22 protein-coding genes are annotated in these 24,629 nt (G+C 71.9%); 16 read left to right on the forward strand and 6 right to left on the reverse strand.

Annotated features, from left to right (window positions below; translation table 11 throughout):
* Positions 1–4: 4 nt before the first annotated feature.
* On the reverse strand, positions 5–439 hold the full coding sequence (locus tag GA0070617_RS03510; protein WP_091433875.1) for a peptidase inhibitor family I36 protein: 435 nt from the start codon (positions 437–439) through the stop codon (positions 5–7).
* A gap of 120 nt (positions 440–559) precedes the next feature.
* Here GA0070617_RS03510 and GA0070617_RS03515 point away from each other — a divergent pair, with 120 nt between their 5' ends.
* The 6 genes from GA0070617_RS03515 (at position 560) to GA0070617_RS03540 (ending at position 5,664) form a co-directional block, all read left to right on the forward strand.
* The gene (locus GA0070617_RS03515; RefSeq protein WP_091433876.1) at positions 560–1,465 is read left to right on the forward strand and encodes a DUF5996 family protein; all 906 of its coding nucleotides are present in this window, start codon (positions 560–562) and stop codon (positions 1,463–1,465) included.
* Positions 1,466–1,659: 194 nt separating this feature from the next.
* Positions 1,660–2,784, forward strand: a complete 1,125-nt coding sequence (locus GA0070617_RS03520) for a sporulation protein (protein ID WP_091433877.1) — start codon at positions 1,660–1,662, stop codon at positions 2,782–2,784.
* 171 nt (positions 2,785–2,955) lie between these two features.
* On the forward strand, positions 2,956–3,174 hold the full coding sequence (locus GA0070617_RS03525; RefSeq protein ID WP_091433878.1) for a hypothetical protein: 219 nt from the start codon (positions 2,956–2,958) through the stop codon (positions 3,172–3,174).
* A gap of 123 nt (positions 3,175–3,297) precedes the next feature.
* Positions 3,298–3,879, forward strand: a complete 582-nt coding sequence (locus GA0070617_RS03530) for an IS607 family transposase (RefSeq protein ID WP_091445840.1) — start codon at positions 3,298–3,300, stop codon at positions 3,877–3,879.
* Complete coding sequence (gene tnpB / locus GA0070617_RS03535) at positions 3,876–5,255, forward strand: IS607 family element RNA-guided endonuclease TnpB (RefSeq protein ID WP_091433879.1); 1,380 nt, start codon at positions 3,876–3,878, stop codon at positions 5,253–5,255. The genes GA0070617_RS03530 and tnpB overlap by 4 nt, the downstream gene beginning before the upstream one ends.
* Before the next feature lie 139 nt (positions 5,256–5,394).
* Entirely contained in the window at positions 5,395–5,664 is a 270-nt protein-coding gene (locus GA0070617_RS03540) for a GlsB/YeaQ/YmgE family stress response membrane protein (RefSeq protein ID WP_091433880.1), read from the forward strand.
* Between the two features lie 140 nt (positions 5,665–5,804).
* Here GA0070617_RS03540 and GA0070617_RS03545 read toward each other — a convergent pair whose 3' ends face one another.
* Together GA0070617_RS03545 and GA0070617_RS03550 are read right to left on the reverse strand one after the other, a co-directional pair.
* Entirely contained in the window at positions 5,805–6,806 is a 1,002-nt protein-coding gene (locus GA0070617_RS03545) for an acetylxylan esterase (RefSeq protein WP_091433881.1), read from the reverse strand.
* A gap of 61 nt (positions 6,807–6,867) precedes the next feature.
* Positions 6,868–7,926 (reverse strand): LacI family DNA-binding transcriptional regulator, encoded by a 1,059-nt coding sequence (locus GA0070617_RS03550; protein ID WP_091433882.1) that lies wholly within the window; start codon positions 7,924–7,926, stop codon positions 6,868–6,870.
* Positions 7,927–8,192: 266 nt separating this feature from the next.
* Here GA0070617_RS03550 and GA0070617_RS03555 point away from each other — a divergent pair, with 266 nt between their 5' ends.
* The 9 genes from GA0070617_RS03555 (at position 8,193) to GA0070617_RS03595 (ending at position 18,525) form a co-directional block, all read left to right on the forward strand.
* Positions 8,193–10,580 (forward strand): beta-xylosidase/alpha-l-arabinosidase, encoded by a 2,388-nt coding sequence (locus GA0070617_RS03555; RefSeq protein ID WP_229688401.1) that lies wholly within the window; start codon positions 8,193–8,195, stop codon positions 10,578–10,580.
* A complete protein-coding gene (locus GA0070617_RS03560) occupies positions 10,577–11,563 on the forward strand; it encodes an ABC transporter permease (protein WP_229688400.1) in 987 nt (328 codons plus the stop codon). The genes GA0070617_RS03555 and GA0070617_RS03560 overlap by 4 nt, the downstream gene beginning before the upstream one ends.
* Positions 11,560–12,438 (forward strand): carbohydrate ABC transporter permease, encoded by an 879-nt coding sequence (locus tag GA0070617_RS03565; protein WP_229688399.1) that lies wholly within the window; start codon positions 11,560–11,562, stop codon positions 12,436–12,438. Before GA0070617_RS03560 ends, GA0070617_RS03565 begins: the two co-directional genes overlap by 4 nt.
* A gap of 56 nt (positions 12,439–12,494) precedes the next feature.
* Positions 12,495–14,129 carry an ABC transporter substrate-binding protein gene (locus GA0070617_RS03570; RefSeq protein WP_091433886.1) on the forward strand — a complete coding sequence of 545 codons (1,635 nt, stop codon included), beginning with the start codon at positions 12,495–12,497 and terminating at the stop codon, positions 14,127–14,129.
* 52 nt (positions 14,130–14,181) lie between these two features.
* Positions 14,182–14,865 carry a DUF624 domain-containing protein gene (locus GA0070617_RS03575; protein WP_091433887.1) on the forward strand — a complete coding sequence of 228 codons (684 nt, stop codon included), beginning with the start codon at positions 14,182–14,184 and terminating at the stop codon, positions 14,863–14,865.
* Positions 14,862–16,880 carry an alpha-glucuronidase gene (locus GA0070617_RS03580; protein WP_091433889.1) on the forward strand — a complete coding sequence of 673 codons (2,019 nt, stop codon included), beginning with the start codon at positions 14,862–14,864 and terminating at the stop codon, positions 16,878–16,880. The genes GA0070617_RS03575 and GA0070617_RS03580 overlap by 4 nt, the downstream gene beginning before the upstream one ends.
* Before the next feature lie 95 nt (positions 16,881–16,975).
* Complete coding sequence (locus GA0070617_RS03585; protein WP_139135563.1) at positions 16,976–17,437, forward strand: hypothetical protein; 462 nt, start codon at positions 16,976–16,978, stop codon at positions 17,435–17,437.
* Positions 17,438–17,500: 63 nt separating this feature from the next.
* Entirely contained in the window at positions 17,501–17,995 is a 495-nt protein-coding gene (locus GA0070617_RS03590; protein WP_091433892.1) for a GNAT family N-acetyltransferase, read from the forward strand.
* Between the two features lie 83 nt (positions 17,996–18,078).
* Entirely contained in the window at positions 18,079–18,525 is a 447-nt protein-coding gene (locus tag GA0070617_RS03595) for a hypothetical protein (RefSeq protein WP_091433894.1), read from the forward strand.
* Between the two features lie 12 nt (positions 18,526–18,537).
* On the opposite strand, the gene GA0070617_RS03600 is transcribed toward GA0070617_RS03595, so the two are convergent.
* The 3 genes from GA0070617_RS03600 to GA0070617_RS03610 form a co-directional block, all read right to left on the reverse strand.
* Positions 18,538–19,239 carry a response regulator gene (locus GA0070617_RS03600; RefSeq protein ID WP_091433896.1) on the reverse strand — a complete coding sequence of 234 codons (702 nt, stop codon included), beginning with the start codon at positions 19,237–19,239 and terminating at the stop codon, positions 18,538–18,540.
* A 122-nt stretch (positions 19,240–19,361) separates the two neighbouring features.
* Positions 19,362–20,561 (reverse strand): sensor histidine kinase, encoded by a 1,200-nt coding sequence (locus tag GA0070617_RS03605; RefSeq protein ID WP_091433897.1) that lies wholly within the window; start codon positions 20,559–20,561, stop codon positions 19,362–19,364.
* A 19-nt stretch (positions 20,562–20,580) separates the two neighbouring features.
* Positions 20,581–21,270 carry a hypothetical protein gene (locus GA0070617_RS03610; RefSeq protein ID WP_091433899.1) on the reverse strand — a complete coding sequence of 230 codons (690 nt, stop codon included), beginning with the start codon at positions 21,268–21,270 and terminating at the stop codon, positions 20,581–20,583.
* Positions 21,271–21,566: 296 nt separating this feature from the next.
* Here GA0070617_RS03610 and lanKC point away from each other — a divergent pair, with 296 nt between their 5' ends.
* Positions 21,567–24,620 (forward strand): class III lanthionine synthetase LanKC, encoded by a 3,054-nt coding sequence (gene lanKC, locus GA0070617_RS03615; protein ID WP_091433901.1) that lies wholly within the window; start codon positions 21,567–21,569, stop codon positions 24,618–24,620.
* Positions 24,621–24,629: the final 9 nt, after the last annotated feature.

The raw sequence follows: 24,629 nt of genomic DNA on the forward strand, positions 1-24,629 counted from the left end.
CTGGTCAGGGCACCCAGACGCTGTTGGGTCGGAAGGTGCCGAGGTCCGCGATCCCGCTGTTGGCCGCCACCTGGTACGGGCCGCCGGCGCAGTTGTCCAGGGCGAACAGGGCAGCCGAGGAGTTGCCGCCGTTAAGTACCGAACGGGCCCGGTCGCCGAAGCCGTGGCTGACCAGGCTGACGCAGGTGCCGCCCGAGGTGGTCGACGAGGCGGTGAACCGGGTGCCCTGGTAACCGGTCTGGTCGAACAGGCACACGGTCCTGCTGAACGGACAGTCACCGGCGGCACGTGCCGCGCCGGCAGCGCCGGTCGCCGGAGCAGCGATGACCACAGCGCCGGTGGCCGGAGCGGCGGCGGCCGGAGTCGCCGCCGCGACCACCGCCGTGCCGGTCAGGGCCAGCGTGGTCAGGGCGTACCGCACGCCGTTGCGCATCGACATTCCGGTCCCCTATCGAGTGACTCGCACAAACCGACCGTCGGAGATTAGCACTCGTCGATGGAGGTGGGGGATTGGTCGGGCTCGACTGCGGGGCACATCGCGACCAGGCAGGATCGGGGAATGACCGAACTCTTTCCACCCATTCCGTTGTCCGCCTGGCAGCCGACCAAGGAGACCCTGCACCGCTTCACGCAGATCGTCGGCAAGATCCGCCTGGACCAGGCGCCGTCGCGCAACCACTGGTGGCACGTGCCGTTCCACGTGACCGGACGCGGCATCACCACCCGGCCGATGGGGCGGGACAAGGTCTTCGCCGTCGACTTCGACTTCGTCGACCACCGGCTGGTGGTCAACACCCTCGCCGGGGAGTCGGTGTCGTTTCCGCTGGTCGGGCTCTCGGTGGCGGCCTTCCACGAGCGGCTCTTCGCCGCGTTGGCCTCGCTCGGCATCGACACCGAGATCTGGGCCGTGCCCTTCGACCTCGGCGACAGCACCCCGTTCGCCGAGGACACCGGGCACGACGCGTACGACCCGTTCTGGGTCACCCGGTACTGGCAGGTGCTCAGCCAGGTGGGGCTGGTGCTGGAGGAGTTCGCCGGTCGTTGTTATGGCAAGACCAGCCCGGTGCACCACTTCTGGCACACCTTCGACCTGGCCGTCACCCGGTTCTCCGACCGGAAGGTGCCGCAGCCGGCCGAGGCGGATCCGGTGACCCGGGAGGCGTACTCGCACGAGGTGATCAGTGCCGGGTTCTGGTTCGGCGACGACAACGTGCCCGAGCCGGCCTTCTACTCGTACACCGCGCCGGAGCCGGGCGGGCTGACCGAGGAGCCGCTGCGGCCGGCGCAGGCCCGCTGGGTGGCCAGCCGGGGTGCGCACCTGGCCCTGCTGACCTACGACGACGTCCGGGCCGCGGCCGATCCCCGCGCGGCGGTGCTGGACTTCCTGGAGAGCGCCTACCAGGCCGGTGCCCGCCGTGCCGGCTGGAACGTCCCCGAGTTGCGTACCCCGCGCGCCCCGGAGTGACCGGAGGGTACGCGAGCAGCACTCATATCCGACAGTAGTTGTCCGAATGCATTCAGCTATCTCTCAGTTTCCGGTGCTAGCTTCCCCGGCAGACCCGATCCACTGAGGACGTGCTCGATCTCCTTTACTGGCAAGGGTTTGGCGTGAATTCGGTTCACGTCACGTTCGTCTGATCGTCGTCGAGGGAGAAGTGCGTGGTCTTCAAGAAGATGCTGGGTGCCTTCGGAGTCGGTGCGCCCAGCGTCGACACGGTCCTGTCGAATCCGGACACCCGGCCGGGGCTGCCGCTGGACGGGCAGGTGAACCTCACCGGCGGCAGCCACGATGTCGAGATCGACCAGATCGTGGTCGGGCTGGTCACCCGGGTCGAGGTCGACGGTGCCGAGGAGGGGCACGACGCGGTGCTGGAGTTCCACCGGGTGCCGGTGGCCGGCGGCCTCACCCTGCGCGAGGGGCAGCACCTGTCCCTGCCGTTCCAGGTGCCGATGCCGTGGGAGACCCCGGTGACCGCCCTGTACGGGCAGCACCTGCACGGCATGACCATGGGTCTGCGTACCGAGGTCGCCATCCGCGGTGCCGTCGACAAGGGTGACCTGGACCCGGTCCAGGTCCACCCGCTGCCGGTGCAGGAGCGCATCCTGGAGGCGTTCGGCCGGCTCGGTTTCCAGTTCAAGGGCGCCGACCTGGAGTACGGCCGGATCTCCGGCCTGTCCCAGGCGCTGCCCTTCTACCAGGAGATCGAGTACTACACCGCCCCGCAGTACGCGGACGGGATCAACGAGGTCGAGTTGACCTTCGTGGCCAACGAGTACGGCGTGGACGTGGTGCTGGAGTTCGACAAGCGGGGTGGCCTCTTCACCGGCGGGCACGACTCGTACGGCCGGTACCAGGTGGCGCACGCCGACGCCGACCGGGTCGACTGGGCCGCCCAGGTCGACGGCTGGCTGCGGCAGGCCCTGACCCAGCGGCAGGGGCTGCTCGGCGGCCCCGCGCCCTACGGCATGCCCCCCGCCCAACCCGCCTACGGCCAACCCGCCTACGGCCAACCCGCCTACGGCCAGCCCGGCTATGCCCAGCCCGGTTACGGCCAACCCGGTTATGGCCCCGGGTACGGCCAGCCGGGACCTGCCCCCGGCTACGGCCAGCACGTGGAGCACCACGAGCAGCGCGGGCCCGGCATGGGCGCGGTGGTGGCCGGCGTGGCCGGCGGTGCGGCGCTCGGTTTCGCCGGAGGCATGATCGCCGACGAGGTCTTCGACTCCTTCGGTGATGACGAGGCCGAGGCCGAGGCCGGCGAGGCCGACGAGGACGAGGGCTAGGCCCGGCCCGGCGCTCTGACCGGTTCTCTGTGGCCTGTGGCGCGGCGGGCCGGGTTCATCCCGGCACGTTGGTCCTCAGTGGACCGGGTGCATCGCAAGATGATCTAATTGAGTAGGTTTAACCAGATCCGGTCGGTATTGCGCCGATCGGTGACTCAGAAGGAGTTGTGCATGCCCGTCACCGCCGACCTCACCAAGCTTGTCGACAAGGCGTACCAGGACAAGACCCTCGCCGAGCTGGTCGACGCCCCGGTTGCCGCCCTCGCCGGGGTCAGCGAAGGCGACGCCAAGCTGCTCAAGCAGGCCTTCAACATCACCACCGTGGGTGACCTCGGCCGCAACCCGTACTTCCGGACCGCCGAGGCGCTGGTCGCCCTCACCGGTAACTGACCCGGACACGCAGGCGGGTGCCGGGGCGGTTCGCGCTCACCGGCATCCGCCGCGCCGTCGGGGGTGTTAGCTGCTGGCGTGTCGAGCATCTATGGCGCTCTTGAGGTTGCTATGATGCCCGGCGTGAACCTCAAGGAGTGGGCGGCGTCGACCGGCATCGCGTACATCACTGCTCGGCGGCAGTACGCTGCCGGGACGCTGCCTGTTCCCACCTACCGGATCGGCCGGCTGATCATGGTCGGTGAGCCGGTCACCGGCACGTCGGCCGAGACCGGGCAGACCGTGGTGTACGCCCGGGTGTCATCGGCCGACCAGGAACCTGACCTGGATCGGCAGGTTGCCCGGGTGACGGTGTGGGCCACCGGGCAGAGACTCGGCGTTGACCGGGTGGTGACCGAGGTGGGATCCGCGTTGGACGGGCACCGCGAGAAGTTCCTCGCGCTGCTGCGCGATCCGGCGGTGTCAACGATCGTGGTCGAGCATCGGGGCCGGTTCGCCCGGTTCGGGGCCGAGTACGTCGAAGCCGCCTTGTCCGCGCAGGGCCGGCGTCTGCTGGTGGTCGACCCGGCTGAGGTCGACGACGACCTGGTTCGGGACGTGACCGAGATCCTGACCTCGCTGTGCGCCCGCCTGTACGGCAGTCGCGTTGCCGCGACCCGTGCCCGCCGGGCGGTCGAAGCCGTCACTGAGAGTGACCCGGTGTGAAAACGTTCCAGGCGTACCGGTTCGCCCTCGACCTCACCTCGCGCCAGGAACTCGACGTCCTCGCGCACGCGGGGGCGGCCCGGGTCGCACACAACTGGGCGCTCGCGCGGGTCAAGGCCGTCATGGACCAGCGCAGCGCCGAACGCTCATACGGCGTGCCAGACGAGTTGCTGACGCCTTCACTGCACTGGTCGCTGGCCGGTCTTCGGAAGGCGTGGAACGCCGCGAAACCCGCAGTCGCGCCGTGGTGGGGTGAGGTGTCGAAGGAGGCGTTCAACACGGGCCTCGACGCGCTCGCTCGCGGGTTGAAGAACTGGGCCGACTCCCGTCAGGGCGTGCGGGCCGGACGCCCGGCCGGTTTCCCCCGGTTCAAGTCCCGCCGCCGTACGGCACCATCCGTGCGGTTCACCACCGGGGCGATCCGGGTCGAGCCCGACCGGATGCACGTGGTGCTGCCCCGACTGGGCCGGTTGAAGTTGCACGAGTCCGCACGCAGACTGGCCCGCCGGTTGGACAACGGGACCGCCCGGATCATGTCCGCGACCGTGCGCCGTGACGGCGGCCGGTGGCACGTCTCCTTCACGGTGGAGGTCGAGCGCGCCGAGCGCGTCCCCGCCCGGCCGCAGTCGGTCGTCGGTGTGGACGTCGGGATCACGCACCTCGCGGTCCTGTCCACCGGTGAGATGGTCGGCAACCCGCGTCACCTCCTGGACGCGCAGCAGCGCGTGCGCTCGTGGGGCCGGGCACTGCCGCGCAAGACCGGCCCGGATCGGCGCACCGGACGACGAGCCTCGAAGCGGTGGGAACGAGCGGCGGCCCGGCTCGGCCGCGCTCACGCCCGGGTGGCGAACGTGCGCCGCGACGGCCTGCATAAGCTCACCACCCGACTCGCCCGCGAGCACGCCACGATCGTGGTGGAAGACCTCAACGTCGCCGGCATGCTGCGTAACCGCAGGCTGGCCCGGAACATCGCCGACGCCGCATTCGCGGAGATCCGCTGGTATCTGACGTACAAGACCCTGTGGAACGGTGGCCGGCTCGTGGTGGCCGACCGCTGGTACCCGTCATCGAAGACCTGCTCGGGTTGCGGCGCGGTGAAAGCCAAGCTCGCCCTGTCCGAGCGCGAGTACGAATGTGAGGCGTGCGGTCTGGTCCTCGACCGGGACCACAACGCCGCGCTCAATCTGGCCGCTCTGGCGGCTGATCTCGACACCGCCGGGAGTGGCCCGGTGGCAGCACGTGGAGCCGACCAGAAGACCCGCATACGCGGGCAGGTGGCGAAGAAGCGTGAACCCGGCACGGCATCCGTCGGTCAGACCGGGACCGTCCTACCGCAAGGCAGGACTACCAACCGTGTGCTCACCAAAACGCACTGAGAGGTAACGGTACGACGGGACACCCACGGTTCTGTGACGGTTGCGTGACGTTTACCCCGACGACCGGTCCATGGGTTTCGCCGGAGTCGACGCACGGGAACCAGTACGTCCGACGACAACTGTTGAAGGGACGGCTCTGGTGGAAGTTTCCGGCATCTTGACCGCCATCATCTTCGGTCTGATCATCGGCGCGCTGGGCCGGCTGGTCGTACCGGGCAAGCAGAACATCCCGATCTGGCTCACCATTCTCATCGGTGTGCTCGCGGCACTCCTCGGCACGATCGTCGCCGGCGCCTTCGGGGTGGCCGAAACCCCGGGCATCGACTGGATCGAGTTGGCCCTCCAGATCGGCTTCGCCGCGATCGGCGTCGCCGTCGTCGCCGGGACGTACGGACGCCGTCGCCACTGACCTACCGCTGACCTCCGACGGCCCGCCCTGCTCAGCAGGGCGGGCCGTCGTCGCGTTCGGGGCGTCGTCAGCTGCCGGGCCGGCCCGCCGGGGGCGAGCCGGCGTCGAGGCGGCCGGCAGGCGGGGTGGAGCCGGCGTGGTCACCGCCGGGCGGTTGCCGGGGGGCAGATCCGGTCCAGCCAGTCCAACTGACGTCGGGTGTGCAGCGCCTCGCCGCCCTCGTGGCCGTTGAACGGGTAGGTGTGCAGCTCCCGGACCGGCGGGGCCGGCAGCCCGGACGCGGCACCGTACTGGTTGTAGGCGGCGAAGCCGGTGCTCGGCGGGCACACGTTGTCCCGTAGGCCGATCCCGAAGTGGGCCGGCGCGGTCGCCCGGCGGGCGAAGGTCACGCCGTCCACGTACGACAGCGTGTGCCGGACCGCGGCCTCGGCCTCCCGGTGTACGGCGAGGTAGCGGGCGATCTCGCCGTACGGCACGGCGTCGGTCAGCTCGATGGCCCGCTGCACGTGGCAGAGGAACGGGGCGGTGGTCAGCACCGCCGCGAGGTCACCGACCAGGCCGGCCACCGCCAGCGCCAGCCCGCCGCCCTGGCTGTTGCCGGCCGCGACGACCCGGGTGGCGTCCACCCCGGGCAGGGCTCGTACGGCGTCGACGGCCCGGACCGCGTCGGTGATCAGACGGCGGTAGTGGTAGTCGTACGGGTCGAGGATTCCCCAGGTCGCCGGGGACGGGCCGCCGGCGGCGCCGTGCGGGTCCGGGGTGTCGCCGACGCCGTACAGCCCGGACTGACCCCGGCTGTCCATCAGCAGGTGGGCGTAGCCGGCGACCGGCCAGGTCAGCCGCTCGTGGGGCAGGCCACGCCCGCGTCCGTAGCCGACGTACTCGATCACGGCGGGCAGCGGCGTCGCCGCCCCGGCCGGGCGGGTGTACCAGGCCCGGACCGGATCACCGCCGAAGCCGGCGAACGTGACGTCGAAGGAGTCGACCAGGCGCAGGCCGGTGTGGTGCGGCCGGACGTCGAGCAGGACCGGTCGGGCGGCGGCCTCGGCCAGGGTGGCGCGCCAGAACCCGTCGAAGTCGACAGGTTCGGCGACGGTCGGCGCGTACCGCCGGAGCTGGTCGAGGGGGAGGTCGAACGGCACGGCACACCTCGCAGGCTCGGTGCGGGTCAGCGCGGGTCAGCGCGGGTCAGGGCAGCGCGGGTCAGCGCGGGTCGGTGCCCGTCGGGTCGGCGGGTGGCGCGGTGCTCTCCCGGACGATCAGCTCGGTCACCAGGTCGATCCGGCTGGTCGACAACTCGGCGCCCCGGGCCAGGTCGAGCAGCATCTGGGTGGCGGTGCCGGCCATGTCCCGCAGCGGCTGGTTGATCGTGGTCAGGGCGGGGCCGATCCAGGCGGCGAAGGGCAGGTTGTCGTACCCGATGACGGAGAGGTCCTCGGGGACCCGCAGGCCGAGCTGGCGGGCGGCCCGGAGCACCCCCATGGCCTGCATGTCCGACCCGGCGAAGATCGCGGTCGGCCGGTCGGGTCGGCCGAGCAGTTCCATGCCGTACGCGTAACCGGAGTCGATGTAGAAGCTGCCGTAGCGCACCAGCTCGGGATCGACCGGCACCCCGGCCTCGTCGTGGGCGAACCGGAAGCCGGCCGCGCGGGCCCGGCTGCACAGTACGTCCTGTGGGCCGGAGATGATCGCGATCCGCCGGTGCCCCAGCTCCAGCAGGTGGCGGGTGGCGAGCAGGCCGCCGTTCCAGTTGTTGGAGCCGACGGTCGGCACGGAGGCCGAGGTCGCGCTGTCGGTGTCGACGACGACGAACGGGATCAACTGGCGCTGGAGCTGCTGCTGCTGGAGCTCGGTCAGGTGGCAGAGCACGAAGAGCACCCCGAGGGGCCGGCGGGCGAGCGCCGCGTCCAGCCACTGGGCCGACGGGCTGTGCTCCCCGCCGAGCTGGGAGACGGCCACCCCGAGCCCGGCGGCGGAGGTCACCGCCTCGACCCCGCGCATGATCTCCATGGCCCACTCGGAGTCGAACTCGTGGAACACCAGGTCGATCTGTCCGGCGCTGGTCGGCTGCCGTCTGTTGCGGCGGCGGTACCGGTGGCGTTCCAGGCTGGCCTCGACCCGCGCCCGGGTCGAGGCGGAGACGTCGGAGCGGCCGTTGAGGACCTTCGAGACGGTGGCCACCGAGACCCCGACCTCACCGGCGATGGTCGCGATGGTGGCGGTGGCCGGTGGGCCGGACGACTGGGGGCGGGATGCTGTCATCGGAGCCTCATCCGCATCGAAAGTTTCGGAGACCTTAACACGCCCCTCGGCGACGCGGTGTCGGGTGTGGACGGTACGGGAGTGCGGGCCGATGACCCACCAAGACATCGATGCCCTTGACACGGTTTGACGCGGACCATAGGTTGCCGAAAACGGTAACGCCGCGATTACCGAAATTATCGGGCGCCGGTATCGGCTCCACGGGTCCTGCCCCGGCAGGCCGCACCACCCGGTCAGACCTAAGGGGTTTGCGTATGACAAGTCAGGTGTCCGTCGACAGTGGTCCATCGTCGGGTGCCATCGCCGACTGGCGCGATCCGCAGCTGTTGCCGGCCGAGCGGGCCGAGGCCCTCCTCGCGCTGATGTCGCTGGAGGAGAAGATCGCCCAACTGGTCGGGGTCTGGGTCGGCGCCGAGGCCTCCGGGGAGGGCGTCGCCCCGCACCAGTCCGACATGATCGACGGTACGCCGTCGTGGCCCGTCCTCATCCAGCACGGGTTGGGGCAGCTGACCCGCCCGTTCGGCACCGCACCCGTCGATCCGGTGCTCGGCGCGCGGTCGCTGGCCGCCTCCCAGGCGCAGATCGTGGCGGCGAGCCGGTTCGGCATCCCGGCACAGGTGCACGAGGAGTGCCTGACCGGCTTCGCCGCCTGGCGGGCCACCGTCTACCCGACCCCGCTGAGCTGGGGCGCCTGCTTCGACCCCGAGCTGGTCGAGGAGATGGCCGGGCGGATCGGGCGGTCGATGCGGGCCGCCGGGGTGCACCAGGGGCTGGCCCCGGTGCTCGACGTCACCCGGGACTACCGCTGGGGGCGTACCGAGGAGACCATCGGCGAGGACCCGTACCTGGTCGGCACGACCGGCGCGGCGTACGTGCGGGGCCTGGAACGGGCCGGCATCGTCGCCACCCTGAAGCACTTCGCCGGATACTCCGCCTCCCGGGGTGGCCGCAACCTGGCCCCGGTGGCGATGGGCCGGCGGGAGCTGGCCGACGTGATCCTGCCGCCGTTCGAGATGGCCCTGCGACTCGGCGGGGCCCGCTCGGTGATGAACTCGTACGCCGAGATCGACGGCGTGCCGGTCGCCGCCGACGAGGAGCTGCTCACCGGGCTGCTGCGGGTGCGGTGGGGATTCGCCGGCACGGTGGTGGCGGACTACTTCTCGGTGCGGTTCCTGCAGACCCTGCACGGGGTGGCCGGTCGCGGCGAGGACGCCGCGCGACTGGCCCTGCGGGCCGGGATCGACGTGGAGCTGCCCACCGTGGACACCTTCGGTCCGGAGCTGGTGGCGGCGGTGCGCGCCGGTGCGGTCGACGAGGCGTTGATCGACCGGGCGGTGCGCCGGGTGTTGCGCCAGAAGGCCGAGCTGGGCCTGCTCGACGAGGGGTGGCAGGCGCTGCCGCCGGAGGTCGACCAGCTCCGCCTCGACGACGAGGCCAGCCGGGAGGTCGCCGTACGACTGGCCCGGCAGGCCGTCGTGCTGCTGCGCAACGACGGGGTGCTGCCGCTGGCCGCCGGCCGGCGGATCGCGCTGGTGGGTCCGGTCGCCGACGACCCGACCGCGCTGCTCGGCTGCTACTCCTTCCCCAACCACGTGGGGGTGCAGCACCCCGGGCACGGGATCGGGCTGGACCTGCCCTCGCTCCGCGCCGAGCTGGCCGACCTGGTGCCCGGTCTGACCTACGTGCCCGGCTGCGCGGTCACCGGCGAGGACACCTCGGGCATCGCGGCGGCGGTCGCCGCGGCCACCGAGGCCGACGTCTGCGTGCTGGCCGTCGGCGACCGGGCCGGGATGTTCGGCCGGGGCACCTCCGGTGAGGGCTGCGACGCCGCCGACCTGCGCCTGCCCGGGGTCCAGGCGGAGCTGGTCCGGGCGGTGCTGGCCACCGGTACCCCGGTCGTGCTGGTGCTGATGACCGGGCGGCCCTACGCGCTCGGCGCGGAGTTCGACGCGGCGGCCGCCGTGGTGCAGGCCTTCTTCCTGGGCCAGCGGGGCGGGCAGGCGCTCGCCGAGGTGCTCACCGGCCTGGTCGACCCGTCCGGGCGGCTGCCGGTCAGCATTCCCCGCGACGCCGGTGGCCTGCCGGGCACCTACCTGACCCCGCCGCTGGGTAGGCGTACCGAGGTGTCGTCGGTGGACCCGACCCCGGCGTACCCGTTCGGTCACGGGCTCGGCTACACCACGTTCGAGTGGTCCGACGCGGCCCTGCTCGGGCCGGCCGACCAGCCGCGCACCGACCCGGAGCCGGCCGAGTGGGCGGTCGACGGCGAGGTGTCGGCACGGATCACCGTGCGCAACACCGGCTCCCGGGGCGGTACCGAGGTGGTCCAGCTCTACCTGCACGATCCGGTGGCGCAGACCACCCGGCCGGTGGTCCGACTGATCGGGTACGCCCGGGTGCCGCTGGCCGCCGGCGCGGCGGCCGAGGTGACCTTCCGGGTGCCTGCCGAGCTGACGTCGTTCACCGGGCTGCGCGGGCGGCGCATCGTCGAGCCCGGCGAGGTCGAGCTGCGTTTCGGCCGGTCCAGCGGCGACCCGGTGGCCCGCCTGGCGCTGCGCCTGACCGGTGCCGAGCGCGAGGTCGATCACCACCGCGAACTGCTCAGCGAGGTACGGGTGGCACCCGTCGGGCAGCACGGTCAGGCCGAGCGGTGACCTCCGGGACACTGCGGCCACCCCCGCAGCCGCCCGCCCCGCTCCCGTCGGGGCCGGTCGTCGGCCGTCCGGCGACGCGTCGTCGGAGCTGGCGGCAGGCGTTGCGCCGGGACTGGCAGCTCTACTCGCTGGCCGTCCTGCCGCTGCTGTTCTTCCTGGTCTTCCGGTACCTGCCGATGGTCGGCAACGTGATCGCGTTCCGCCGGTTCCGGCCCGGCGGCAGCATCTTCGGCGACTACTGGGTGGGCCTGCGGTACTTCCGGATGTTCCTGACCGACCCGACGTTCTGGGAGGTGTTCACCAACACCCTGGTCCTGGGGACGCTCACCCTGCTGTTCTGCTTTCCGCTGCCGATCGTGCTGGCGTTGCTGCTCAACGAGGTACGCGCCCGCCGGCTCAAGCGGTTCGTCCAGTCTGTGTCGTACCTGCCGCACTTCCTGTCCATCGTGATCGTGGCGGCCATGGTGATGCAGCTGACCTCGATGGACGGCACGGTCAACCAGCTCGTCCAGGCCACCGGGGCGGATCCGGTGCCGTTCCTGCAACGGCCGGAGTGGTTCCGTACCGTCTACGTCTCCTCCGAGGTCTGGCAGACCGTCGGCTGGGGCACGATCCTCTACCTCGCCGCGTTGACCACCATCGACGACAACCTGTACGAGGCGGCCCGGATCGACGGGGCGAACCGGTGGCGGCAGACCTGGCACGTGACCCTGCCGGGCATCCGGCCGACCATGGTGACCCTGCTGATTCTCAACATCGGCACCTTCATGGCGGTCGGGTTCGAGAAGATCCTGCTGCTCTACAACCCGCTCACCTACCCGACGGCCGACGTGATCTCCACGTACCTGTTCCGGATGGGCTTCGAGTCCAGCAACTTCAGCTACGCCGCCGCGATCGGGCTCTTCGAGGCGGTGATCGGGTTGGTCCTGGTCCTCTCGGCGAACCTCATCTCCCGGCGCACGGTGGGGACGAGCCTGTGGTGACCGTGACCGTGACGCGGGGGCGCCGGGTCTTCCAGCTGGTCAACGGGATCGTGCTGACCGGCGTGGTGATCGTGACGCTGTACCCGTTCGTCAACATCGTGGCCCGGTCGATGAGCGAGGAGGCGTACCTCATCGCCGGGCAGGTGAACCTGGTGCCGCGCGGGTTCGACCTGACCGCGTACCGGCTGGTGATGGCGGACGCGATGTTCTGGACGAACTACCGCAACACGGTGGTCTACACCGTGCTGGCCACCGCCATCGCGCTGGTGCTGACCACCTGCTACGCGTACGTGCTGTCGAAGCCGCAGCTGCGGGGCCGGCGGCTGCTGGTCGGCGTGGCCCTGTTCACCATGTTCTTCTCCGGCGGGCTGATCCCCAACTACGTCCTGATCACCAGCCTGGGGATGAAGAACACCGTCTGGGCGGTGGTGCTGCCCAACGCGATAAGCGTGTTCAACCTGCTGGTGATGAAGGCCTTCTTCGAGAGCCTGCCGACCGAGCTGGAGGAGGCCGCCGCGGTCGACGGGCTGAACACGTACGGCATCCTGCTGCGCATCGTGCTGCCGCTGTCCAAGGCGATCATCGCCACGATGGTGCTGTTCTACGCGGTGTCGTACTGGAACTCGTGGTTCACCGCCTTCCTCTACCTGGACCGTCAGGAGCTGTTGCCGGTCACCGTCTACCTGCGCAACCTGATCGCCGGGGCGACCGGGGCCAACTCGGCCGGCGCGGTCGCCGACGCCGACGCGGTCCAGGCCGCGGCCACCGTCCAGGCCGTCACGGTCGTGCTCACCACGCTGCCGATCCTGGCCGTGTACCCGTTCGTCCAGCGGTACTTCGTCTCCGGCGTGATGCTCGGCGCGGTCAAGGGATGAGCCGACCGGACCGCCGCACCCCCACCCACCCCACCTGAGAAGTGAAAGGACGAGCCATGCTCCACAGATCGTGGCGGGCAGTGGCGGTAGCCACCGCCGGTGTGCTCGCGCTCAGCCTGGTCGCCTGCTCCGAGGAGACCGCCGAGCAGACGGACCTGTCCGGCAACCGGGTCGGCGCGATGGCCGAGTACGGCACCGGAGACCAGTTCAAGGCGACCGAGGCGGTGAACTTCTCGATCCTCTACAACAACCACACGTTCTATCCGCTGAAGAACGACTGGCTGTTCTGGTCGGAGCTGACCAAGCGCACGAATGTGACGTTGGCGCCGGTGGCTGTGCCGCTGAGTGACTACGAGCAGAAGCGCAGCCTGCTGATCGGCGCGGGGGACGCTCCCCTGATCATTCCGAAGACGTACCACCCGGCGGAGAACGCCTTCGTCTCCTCCGGGGCGATCCTGCCGGTCAGCGACTACCTCGACCTGATGCCGCACTTCAAGGAAAAGATCGAGAAGTGGCAGCTCCAGCCGGAGCTGGACACGCTCAAGCAGTCCGACGGCAAGTACTACCTCCTTCCCGGCCTGCACGAGAAGCCCTGGCACGAGTACTCGCTGCTGATGCGCAGCGACATCCTCGACGAGCTGAACCTCGCCGTCCCGAAGACCTGGGACGAGGTGTACACCGTGCTCAAGGCGATGAAGGCGAAGTACCCGGACTCCTACCCGTTGTCGGACCGGTTCGGCAAGCCCACCCCGGGTGGTGCGCTGATGTCCTACCTCGGCGCGTCGTTCGGGACCCAGGCCGGCTGGACCTACCAGCACGCCACCTGGGTGCCGGCGGAGAAGAAGTTCGTCTACACCGGGGCCAGCGAGCAGTACAAGCAGATGCTGCAGTACCTCCAGAAGCTGGTGAGCGAGGGGCTGCTCGACCCGGAGAGCTTCACCCAGACCGACGACCAGGCCCGGCAGAAGCTCGCCAACGGCAGGTCCTTCGCGATCAGCGGCAACGCCCAGACCCTGGTCAACGAGAACCGGCCGGACCTGGCCAAGACCCAGCCGGACGCCAAGCTGGTCAAGATCCCGCTGCCGGTCGGCCCGGCCGGTGAGGTCAACCCGGCCAGCCGGCTGGAGAACGGCGTGATGATCAACAGCAAGGCCCGGGAGAGCAGGAACTTCGTGGCCATGATGCAGTTCATCGACTGGCTCTACTACTCCGACGCCGGCCAGGAGTTCGCCAAGTGGGGGGTGGAGGGCACCACCTACAGCAGGGACGCCGCCGGCAAGCGCACCCTCGCCGCCGACGTGGACATGATCGGGCTCAACCCCAAGGGCAGCAAGCACCTGCAGAAGGACTTCGGCTTCGGCAACGGGGTCTTCGCCTACGGCGGCAGCACCGAGCTGTTGCAGTCCTTCTTCAGCCCGGAGGAGATGGAGTTCCAGAACGTGATGAACGCCCGGCCGGCGAAGCCGGTGCCCCCGCCGTACCCGTTCACCGACGAGGAACGGGAACAGGTGTCGCTCTGGGAGAGCCCGCTGAAGGACTTCGTCACCCAGAATTCGCTGCGGTTCATCCTCGGCCAGCGACCCCTCACCGAGTGGGACGCCTACCTGACCGAGCTGAAGGGCAAGAACATGGACGCCTACCTGGAGTTGGTGGAGAAGGCGTACCAGCGTTTCCAGCAGGAGAACGGCTGACCCGCCACTCCGGTCGGGTCCGCGCGACGGCGGGCCCGACCGGGGAGCGGCCGTGACCGCCGAGGCCGGGCAGCGGTTCGGCACCGGTCCGCTGGCGCGGGCCGCCGCGCTGGTACACACCCTGCTCGTGGTGGAGGTGCTGCTGCTGGTCGGCACCCTGCCCGGCCTGCTGCCGCTGGTCCTGCTCGGCCACGACGCCAGCAACCTGCCGTTGCTCGCGGCCTGCCTGGTGCCGGCCGGCCCGGCGTTGGCCGCCGCCCTGTTCACCCTGCGGCACCAGCGGCTCGACCTGACCGAGCTGCGCCCGGCCGCGCTGTTCCGGCGCGGGTACCGGGTCAACCTGCTGCCGGTGCTGCGGATCTGGGTGCCGATGCTGGTCTGGCTGGCCGTGATCGGGGTGAACCTGGCCAACCTGCGCGCCGCCGGAGTCCCGTCCTGGTGGGCGGTGCTGCTGGTGATCGTCGCGTTGGCGGTGACCCTGGTCGGGGCGAACGCCCTGCTGGTGACCGCGCTGTTCCGCTTCCGGACCCGCGACGTGCTCCGGCTGGCCGGTTACTTCCTGACCCGTACCCCGAGTGTCCCGGTCGGCACCCTCGTCCTGCTGGCCGCGGCGGCCGGGATCACCGCGGTCTTCTCCGAGGCGGTGCTGGTGCTCCTCGGTGCCCCCTTCGTCCTGGCGTTCCTCCGGATCGGCGAACCGATGATCGACAAGATTCAGAAGGAGTTCACCACGTGAGTGTGCACGCGGCCTGGCTGCCGGCGGAGTCGTTCGTCGCGCTCGGCTCCCGACGGGTCCTGGTGCACGGCGACGGCGTCGACACCGTGCTGGACGAGGTGACCCGGGCCTGTGCCCGGCACGGCGGGCAGGTGCGCCGCTCGCCGTGCGGGGACGCCGACGTCGACCTGGTGCTCGCCCTGCGCCAGGCGGTCCCGCTGCCGGTCCCGGCCGCCCAGGCGGCCCGCCAGGCCGCCGGGGAACCCCCGGGTGACGAGGGGTTCGTGCTGACCCGCTCTGGGGACGTGACGGTGCTGCTCGCCGACACCCCGACCGGCCTGCTGTACGGGCTGTTCCACCTGGTCCGGCTCGGCGCGGCGGCCTTCACAGTGGACCAACCGACCCGGCGGCACCGCCCGGCGCTGCGCCGACGGATGCTCGACCACTGGGACAACGTCTCGGTGCACCCGGTGATGGGTCAGGTGGAGCGGGGCTACGCGGGCGGCTCGATCTTCTGGCGCGACGGGGCGGCCCGGCACGACCTGGCCCGGATCCGGGAGTACGGCCGGCTGCTGGCCGCCGTCGGGATCAACGCGATCTCGGTCAACAACGTCAACGTCGGCCCGGTGGAGGCCCGGCTGTTGACCGACCGGCTCGACGACGTGGCCGAGATCGCCGACGTGCTGCGCCCGTACGGCATCCGGGTGCACCTGTCGGTGACCTTCGCCGCCCCGGTGGTCCTCGGTGGCCTGCCCACCGCCGACCCGCGGGACGAGCAGGTACGCGCCTGGTGGGCCACCACCACCCGCCAGGTCTACGAGCGGATCGGCGACTTCGGCGGGTACGTGGTGAAGGCCGACTCGGAGGGGCAGCCGGGCCCGTTCAGCTACGGTCGCAGCCACGCCGACGGGGCGAACCTGCTGGCCGAGGCGCTCGCCCCGCACGGCGGGGTGGTGCACTGGCGGGCCTTCGTCTACAACCACCACCAGGACTGGCGGGACCGCTCCACCGACCGGGCCCGCGCCGCGTACGACCACTTCGTCCCGCTGGACGGCGACTTCCGTACCAACGTGGTGCTGCAGGTCAAGTACGGCCCGGTCGACTTCCAGCCCCGCGAGCCGGTCTCCCCGGTGCTCGCCGCCATGCCGGCCACCCGGCTGGCGATGGAGCTGCAGGTGACCCAGGAGTACACCGGTCAGCAGCGGCACGTCTGCTACCTCGGGCCGTGGTGGAGCGAGCTGCTCGGCTTCCGGCCGTGGCAGACGCCGGAGCGGACGGTCGCCGACGTGGTCACCGAGCTGGTGGCGGTCTCCAACGTCGGCGACGACCCGTTCTGGTGCGGACACCCGCTGGCCCAGGCCAACCTGTACGCCTTCGGCCGGCTCGCCTGGGATCCCCGGCTCGACCCGACCGCCGTGCTCGACGAATGGATCGACCTGACCTCCCCGCCGGGGAGCACGGGGGACACCGGGCGGGTCCGGGCGACCCTGCACGCGATCATGGACGACTCGTGGCGGACGTACGAGCGGTACACCGCCCCGCTCGGCGTCGGCTTCATGGTCGACCCGTTGCGCCACCACTACGGACCCAACGTCGACGGGTACGAGTACAGCCGCTGGGGCACCTACCACTTCGCCGACCGGGACGGGGTGGGCGTGGACCGGACCCGAGCCACCGGCACCGGCTACGCCGGCCAGTACCCGCCCGGCTGGGCCCAGGTGTACGAGTCGCTCGCCGACTGCCCCGACGAGCTGCTGCTCTTCTTCCACCACGTGCCGTACGACCACGTCCTGCACAGCGGCAGCACGGTGATCCAGCACATCTACGACACCCACTTCACCGGGGTGGCGCAGGTGGAGACGATGCGGGAGCGCTGGCGGCAACTGGCCGGGCTGCTCGACCAAGCGCTGTTCGAGCGGGTCGCCGAGCGCCTGGACGAGCAGGTCCGCAGCGCGACCGAGTGGCGCGACCAGATCAACACGTACTTCTTCCGCAAGTCCGGGGTGCCGGACGCGCACGGCCGCCCGATCCACTGACCGTCCCACATTTCGGGAAGCGGGATCTGGTGGTCGAACCGCCGACGGGCGGCCACGTAATGGCGACTGGCCGCAACCGAGGCAAGGAGACGCAGATGCCGGAGAAGAAGAAGTCCGAGCCCCCGAAGGAGGTGCGGGACCTCATCGCGCACCTCGACCGGGACGCCAAGGCCGCGTTTGAGAGTCTGCCGAAACACGTCCAGAAGCGGGTTGCGAACAAGGAGGACACGTCTGTCGTCGTGCGTGGACTGAATCGCTACCAGGCGGACGGCAGCGGGTCGAAGAAGTCCCGCTCGACCTCGCTGCGGAAACAGCTCCTCGCACATCAGACGATGCCCGGGTCCGCGGAGAGCTACCAGCAGCGACGGGCGGAGCTGAACGGGTTCGTCCGCGCCTACTGCGCGAATCGGGCGAAGCAGGACGCCGCGTCGGCCGGCACCGAACTCGTCTCGGCGGTGGCGGCGTTGTCGCTGGCCGGCGGGTCCTCCCCGGACGGCTCCAGCGCCGGGCCGGCGTACGCCAGCGGAAGCGGTCGCCACAAGGCGCCGAGCCGCTGATCCCGGCCCGGCCCCGGGCGCCCGGTTTCGGGTGACCGGCTCGCTGGCCGTACCGTTTCCCGGATGGGAGAGGACCGGGTCACGGTACGGCCGGCGACCGCGCACGACGTCGACGCCCTGGTGGCGCTCCGGGTGGCCAACGCCGACGTGCATCTGGCGCTGGACCCGCTGCTGTACCGGATGCCACCGGAGGCGGCGCTGCGGCGGCACTTCACGACGGTGCTGGCCGACGCCCCGGGGCGTAACGCCGTGTTCGTGGCCGAGCGGGACGGCCGGATCGTCGGCATGGTCGAGGTGCTGCGTGATCCGGACCCGCCGGCGCACCGGCTGCTGCGTCCCGAGCCCTCGGCGCAGATCCACACCGTGGTCTCGCCCGGGGTCCGGGCGCGGGGCGTCGGGTCGGTGCTGGTGGCGGCGGCCGAGCGGTGGGCGGCCGCGGCCGGGATGGTCCGGCTCTCCGCCGGCATCCACCACGCCAACGACCGTGCGGTGGGCTTCTACCAGCGGCACGGCTTCGTCGACGCGGAGATCTCCCTGGTCCGCCGCCTGGATGGCTGAAATCTGACCCTCGTCACTTCGAACCGTGGTGGGTTCTTGTCCGTTGATGCCTGTCGAAGCACCTTCAGCGGACGGAGTGCGCGATGGCTGACGAGTGGTACAACAACCACGACTACGGGGATCTGCGGGAACCTGACAACTACACCGCGTTCATGAACGCCCGGGCGGCATGGCAGGCCGAGCTGAGGGAACACACCGCATACAGCCCAGCGGGGGTGCGGGCGAATATGGAGCTGACTCAGGGGAAGAATGCCGCCGACATGGCGAGGGCATATCACCAGTCGAAGGCCCAGGGCCCGTTGCCCGGTGCCGAAGCACTGGGAAAGGGCGCTCCTGCCGAGGCCGGAAGGTCACCGGCCGCCCCGGCCCCGCGGATCGATGTGCTGGCCGCGATGAGTCTGTCCGAACTTGACCGGGTCGTCCTGCCGCCGCCGCAGGACCCCGGCCGTCTTCGGGTGCCCGGGTCGGCCACCGCACCGGCCCGGGACGGGCAGAACCAGGCGGCCGCCGGCGCCGGGCGGGCCAGGTAGCACGGGTGCGGTTCAGCGGGTGAGGGTGCCGGCGCGGGCCGGTGGCGGGGTGCCCGGGGTCACCAGACCACTCTGGTACGCCGCCACCACCGCGTGCGTCCGGTCGCGCAGGCCCAGCTTCATCAGGACCCGGCTGACGTGGGTCTTCACGGTCGCCTCGCCCAGCACCAGATGCTCGGCGATCTCCTGGTTGGACAGCCCGTACGCCATCAGCACCAGCACCTCGCGTTCCCGGGGGGTGAGCTGACGCATCCGGGTGGGGGTGGGCAGACCGGGGTCGGGGCGGGTGGCGAGGTCGTCGAGGAGCCGTCGGGTGACCGCCGGGTCCAGCCAGGCCTCACCGGCGGCCACGGCGCGTACCGCGGCGACGAGCTCCTGCGGGGCGGCGTCCTTGAGGACGAAACCGGACGCGCCGGCCCGCAACGCGGCGTAGACCGCCTCGTCGACGTGGTAGGTGGTGAGGATGATGACCCGGACCGGTCGCTGCGGGTCGTACTCCTCGGCGAGCCGACGGGTCGCCTCGACCCCGTCCGTGCCGGGCATCCGGACGTCCATCAGCACCACGTCGGGGTGCAGGCGGCGACTCAGCTCGACGGCCTGGGCCCCGTCGTCGGCCTCGCCCACCACCTCGACGTCGGCCACGGCGGCGAGCAGCATCGCCAGCCCGGCCCGGATGAGCGGTTGATCGTCGGCGAGCAGCACCCTGATCTGCATTCGTGCCCCCTGGTCCCACCGGGCCGGCGCGACGGTCGACCCTGTCAGAGAACAGTTATGCCCGGCCCGGCCCGGATTGGAAAGGGAGTTGTCAGAGAGCGGACGCCAGTGATCAAAGCCGGTCAGCCGTCCACCGGGTGCTGGGAGATCGGCAGGCCGGCGGCGACCCGGAAACCACCCTCGGGCCGGGGCCCGGTGCTGAGCCGTCCGCCGGCCCGGCGGATCCGCTCGCCGAGGCTGGCCAGGCCGTGCCCGGCGGAGAGCCCGACCGCCGGACGGGCCGAGGCGGCTGGGCCGTCGTCGTCGATCCGCAGCAACAGCACCTGCTCCTCCCAGGTGAAGTAGATCCGGACCCGGCTGCCGGCACCGGCGTGCTTCAGGGTGTTGGTCAGGCTCTCCTGCACCGTCCGGTACGCGGCCAGCTCCACGCTCGGGTCCAGCGGGGCGGCCCGGCCCGAGGTGTGCGTCCACACCGACAGTCCGGTCCGGCGCATCGAGGCGAGCAGCACCTCGATGTCGGCGAGCCGGGGCTGTGGCCCGAGCCGGTCGGCTCCGCCCGCCGGGTCGGCGTCGGCGGTCATCACGTCGAGCAGCCGGCGCAGCTCCGCCATCGCCTGCTGGCCGGCCTGCTGGATGTGCAGCAGCGCCTGCCGGGCCCGTTCCGGTTCGGCGGTGGCGACCTGGGCCGCGCCGGCCGCCTGGAGCACCATCACGGTCACCGAGTGGGAGACCACGTCGTGCAGCTCGGCGGCGATCCGCTGCCGTTCCCGGGTGACCGCCTCGTCCCGGGCGGCCTGCCGGTCGGTGTCGAACTGCCGGACCCGGGCCCGGTGGCCCCGCACCACCAGCCCGGCGGACCAGGCCGCGCCGTACACCAGGGCGAACATCAGCGCGGTGACCAGGAACTCGCCGAACCGGGCCCCGACGACCGGTTCGATCCGGTACGAGTCCAGCGCGTTGAGCAGCCCCCGGCCGCAGGCCGCCGCGTACGCCCCGGCGGAGACCGCGAGCGGACGCAGCACCGCCACCGAGTACAACGCGACGACCAGCGCCACCCAGGGCCGGTAGTCGTGCAGCAGGAACCACACCACGACGCCGTGCGCGCACTCGACGACGAAGACCGTGACCGGCGCCCGGTGCCGCCAGGCCAACGCCCCGACCGAGACCAGCGCGGCGAGCAGTTGCAGGAGCCAGGCGGTGGTGCTGACCGGCCGGTGCTGGATCACCACCGACGACGAGGTGAAGAGGTCGAGCAGGCCGAACGCCGGCAGCAGGACCGCGTCCCGGGGTAGCCGCCGGTGCCAGGGCAGGGTGCCGGTCACCGCTGCGTCCCTTCCGGTGCTACTGGTCGGAGTCCGGGCAGCCGATGCCGAAGAGCCGACAGGTCCAGCTCAGCGGGGTCTCCGGCGGCTCGTCCCCGCCCGGTACCCGGGCCGGTGCCGCGAGCTGCGGCCCGTCTCCGTCCGCGCGGCCGGGCCGCCGTTCACCACCGGCCGCCGCCGGGGCGTCGGCCACCGCACCACCGGCCGCCGCCGGGCCGTCGGCCATCGCGCCACCGGCCGCCGCCGGGGCGTCGGCCACCGCACCACCGGCCGCCGGGCCGTCGGCTACCGCCGGGCCGTCCGGCGCGGTCGGCGGCCAGAGCGGGTGGTCGTCCCGATCCAGCAGGGCGATGACCTGCCGTACCTCCTCGGTCGTGGTGCCGTGGGCGGCCGAGGCCGCCGGGGCGTACCCGTGGGTGGGGGTGACCATCACCAGGTCCGGCCGGCCGGCGGCGGCGCGGGCCAGCAGGCTCACCTCGTCGGCGGCCAGCGGCGCGGGCGCGCCGTCGCCGGGCCCGCCGGCCGGGTCGTCGCCGGGCCCGCCGGCCGAGCGGAGCCGCAGCTGCCCGGCGGCGGTGAGCAGGTCGGCCGCGCTGGCGCGCAGCAACAGGTGCCGGTCGTCCAGGGCCACGCCATGCGCCACCGTCGTCCACCGGTCACCGTCGGAGCTGTGTTGCAGGAGTACGACGAGCTGCGTGTCGATCGCCATCGGAGGTCCTTCGCCGAAGTGTGCACGCGGCGCTGTGCCGCGTACCCGCAGATTCTCGTCGGGGCGACCCGGCCGGCGGGTCCGTCCCCAGGGTGACTTTCCTCGTCCCCCTGTGGACGGAGGCGGACCGGGCGGCCTGCGTCCGGTCGGGGAGTCGAAAGCTCAGCCTGCGGCCGGACGGCGGCGACGGCCGGTTCGCCCAGGATGGTGGATGTCCGAAGCGCCCCGCCGACCGGCAACGACGGCGGAGCGGCGGCGGACACCCCGCCCGTATCCCGTCGTCGCAGAGGTGTGCCATGCCCACGCCAGGTGCCTTCCTGATCGCCGATCCGATCTTCGTCGACTCACCGGCGAACGTCGACGACACCGCGAGCCGCTTCCCGCTGGCCGCCGAGGTGCCGCCGGCCGGTTGGCAGACGGTCGCCGAGGGCGGCTGGGTGATGTGGTTCCCGACCGGGGTTAGCCTGCCCCGCCAGGGCTGGAAGGTGCACGTCTCGGTGGAGCTGGACGCCGCCGCCGAGGTGCTCGGCGAGGTCCGGGACTTCTGCGTCGAACGGGGCGTCGCCTTCAAGTTCCTGCGCAGCCGCCGACTGGCCCTGGCCCACAACGAGAAGTACGCCCACCGGGGCGGCAGCGGCAAACTCGCCGCCCTGTACCCGCCCGACGAGGCGACCCTGCGGCTGGTCCTCGACGAGCTGGGCGACCGCCTCGCCGGCCACCGGGGCCCGTACGTCCTCAGCGACCTGCGCTGGGGCGACGGCCCGCTGTACCTGCGCTACGGCGCCTTCGAGCAGCGGTACTGCCTCGACGGCGACCAGCCCGTCCCGGCCGTGCAGCGCCCCGACGGGACACTGGTGCCCGACGAGCGGAACCCGGTGTTCACCGTCCCCGACTGGGCGCCGGTGCCCGACTTCGTCGCCGCCCGGATGCGGGCGCTGGCCGAGGAGGCGGTCGCCGAGCAGCCGTACCGGATCGACGAGGCGCTGCACCACTCCAACGGCGGCGGCGTGTACCGGGGCACCGACCTGCGCGACGGACGGCAGGTGGTGCTGCGCGAGGCCCGCCCGTACGCCGGACTCGACGGCGCCGGCACCGACGCGGTCACCCGGCTGCGACGGGAACGCGACGCGCTGACCCGCCTCGCCGACCTGGACTGCGTACCCCGACTGGTGGACTACTTCACCTGGTGGGAACACGAGTACCTGGTGGAGGAGTACGTCGAGGGCGGCACCCTCCAGCACGAGGTGGCCCTGCGCCACCCGCTGATCTACCCGGACCCGTCGCCGACCGAACTGACCGGGTACACCGACTGGGCCCTCGACGTGGTGGACCGGGTCGAGCGGGCCCTGACCCAGGTGCACGAGCGGGGCATCGTCTTCGGCGACCTGCACACCGCGAATGTGATGATCCGCCCGGACGGCGGCGTCGTGCTCATCGACTTCGAGCAGGCGTACGGGATCGACGAGGACTTCACCCCCACCCTGGGCGACCCGGGCTTCGCCACCGCGCGGGTACGGCACGGCCGGGCGGTCGACGACTACGCCCTGGCCTGCCTGCGCCTGAGCATCTTCGCCCCGGCCACCCCGCTGCTGTCGCTTGCCGACGGCAAACTCGACGACCTGCTGGCGGTGGCGAGCCGCTTCCCGCTCCCGGCCGGCTGGCCCGAGCGGATCCGCGCCGACCTCCGACAGGCCCTGGCCGCCGGCTCCACCGCGACTTCGGATGTGGGCCCGGTTTCCGGCGCGGGCCTGGCGTCCGGCGCGGGCCTGGCGTCCGGCGCGGGCCCGGTTTCCGGCGTGGGCCTGGCGTCCGGCGTGGGCCTGGCGTCCGGCGTGGGCCCGGCTGCCGGCGCGGGTACGGCTGCCGGCGTTGGTCGGGCTGCCCGGCGGCTGCGGGCGGTCGATGCGTCCGGTGCGGTGGCGCGGCGGGTCGGGCGGTACCCCTGGCCGGTTGAGGCCGGGCCGGCCGAGCACGCCGGGCTGCTCGACTCGCTCGCCGCCGGTATCCGGGCCAGCGCCACCCCGGAACGCACCGACCGGCTCTTCCCCGGTGACCTGGGCCAGTACCCGCACGGCGGGGCCACCGTGGCGCACGGCGCAGCCGGCGTCATCCACGTGCTCACCAGCACCCGGATGGCGTACCCGGAACGGGAGGAACACCTGGACTGGCTGATCCGGGCCGCCGACCGGCTGCCCGGGGAGTACGTCGGCCTCTACGACGGCCTGGCCGGCATCGCCACCGTCCTGCACCGCACCGGACGCGGCGACGCGGCCCGCCAGCTGATCGCCAGGTGTCGGTCCCGACTGACCGAGGTACGCGGTGTCTCCCTGCACAGTGGACTCGCCGGCATCGGCCTGGCCCTCGCCGGACTGACCGTTCCGGATCGGGCGGTCGAGGACGACCTGCTGGTCATCGGGGAACGGCTGGTCCGGGCGCTCGCCGACCCGTCGGTGCCGGATGTCGTCGAACCGTCCCGCCCCGGCCTGCTGCGCGGCTGGTCCGGACCGGCGGTCTTCCTCTCCCGGCTCTACGACCGTACCGGCGACCCCCGACACCTGGCCGCCGCGTACGCCGCGCTCGACCGCGACCTGGCCCGCTGCGTGACCGACCGGTGCGGCAACCTGCAGGTCTCCGACGAACCCCGGTTGCTGCTCTACCTGGACGAGGGCAGCGCCGGGGTGGCGGTGGCCGCGCACGAGCTGCTCCGCCACGGCGAGGTAGCCCGCCTGCGCGAAACACTTACCGGGGTACGCCGGGCGCTCGGCGCGGAGTTCGTCCTGCTCCCCGGGCTGTTCCACGGCCGAGCCGGGTTGCTGGCCACCGCCGCCCGGTTGGCGACCAGCCCCCGGGCGACCACGAGTTCCCGGTTGGCAACCAGCCCCCGGGCGACCACGAGTTCCCGGTTGGCAGCCAGCCCCCGGGTGGCTGATGACCGGCCCGACCGGATCACCGTCGGCCGAGCCTGGCCGGGGGAGTCGGACCGGCAGGTCCTGGCTCACCTGGACCGGTTCGCCCACCACGCGTACGCCCTCGACGGTCAGCTCGCCTTTCCCGGCGACACGATGATCCGGCTGTCGATGGACCTGGCCACCGGAAGCGCCGGGGTGCTGTCCGCCCTGCACGCCGCGCTGCACCGGACCGGGGTCACCCTGCCCTTTCTCGACCTCCCACCGAGCCCCGCGTCCACCGACCACCCCCGTCCGGCCGGCGCCGACGAGCGAACCGTGTCGGCTGGTGCCGGCGAGCGAACCGTGCCGGCTGGCGCGGGCGAGCGAACCGTGTCGGCTGGTGCCGGCGAGCGAACCGTGCCGGCTGGCGCGGGCGAGCGACCGCTGTCGTCCGTGGCCTGATCCGCCGCG

Origin of the sequence: Micromonospora yangpuensis (assembly GCF_900091615.1) — a bacterium.
Lineage (GTDB): Bacteria > Actinomycetota > Actinomycetes > Mycobacteriales > Micromonosporaceae > Micromonospora > Micromonospora yangpuensis.

Bases quoted from the DNA above. Each gene is read 5' to 3' on its own strand.
- GA0070617_RS03510 (WP_091433875.1), bottom strand. From the start codon at position 439: ATGTCGATGCGCAACGGCGTGCGGTACGCCCTGACCACGCTGGCCCTG.
- GA0070617_RS03515 (WP_091433876.1), top strand. From the start codon at position 560: ATGACCGAACTCTTTCCACCCATTCCGTTGTCCGCCTGGCAGCCGACC.
- GA0070617_RS03525 (WP_091433878.1), top strand. From the start codon at position 2,956: ATGCCCGTCACCGCCGACCTCACCAAGCTTGTCGACAAGGCGTACCAG.
- GA0070617_RS03550 (WP_091433882.1), bottom strand. From the start codon at position 7,926: ATGACAGCATCCCGCCCCCAGTCGTCCGGCCCACCGGCCACCGCCACC.
- GA0070617_RS03570 (WP_091433886.1), top strand. From the start codon at position 12,495: ATGCTCCACAGATCGTGGCGGGCAGTGGCGGTAGCCACCGCCGGTGTG.
- GA0070617_RS03585 (WP_139135563.1), top strand. From the start codon at position 16,976: ATGCCGGAGAAGAAGAAGTCCGAGCCCCCGAAGGAGGTGCGGGACCTC.
- GA0070617_RS03590 (WP_091433892.1), top strand. From the start codon at position 17,501: ATGGGAGAGGACCGGGTCACGGTACGGCCGGCGACCGCGCACGACGTC.
- GA0070617_RS03595 (WP_091433894.1), top strand. From the start codon at position 18,079: ATGGCTGACGAGTGGTACAACAACCACGACTACGGGGATCTGCGGGAA.
- GA0070617_RS03600 (WP_091433896.1), bottom strand. From the start codon at position 19,239: ATGCAGATCAGGGTGCTGCTCGCCGACGATCAACCGCTCATCCGGGCC.
- GA0070617_RS03610 (WP_091433899.1), bottom strand. From the start codon at position 21,270: ATGGCGATCGACACGCAGCTCGTCGTACTCCTGCAACACAGCTCCGAC.
- lanKC (WP_091433901.1), top strand. From the start codon at position 21,567: ATGCCCACGCCAGGTGCCTTCCTGATCGCCGATCCGATCTTCGTCGAC.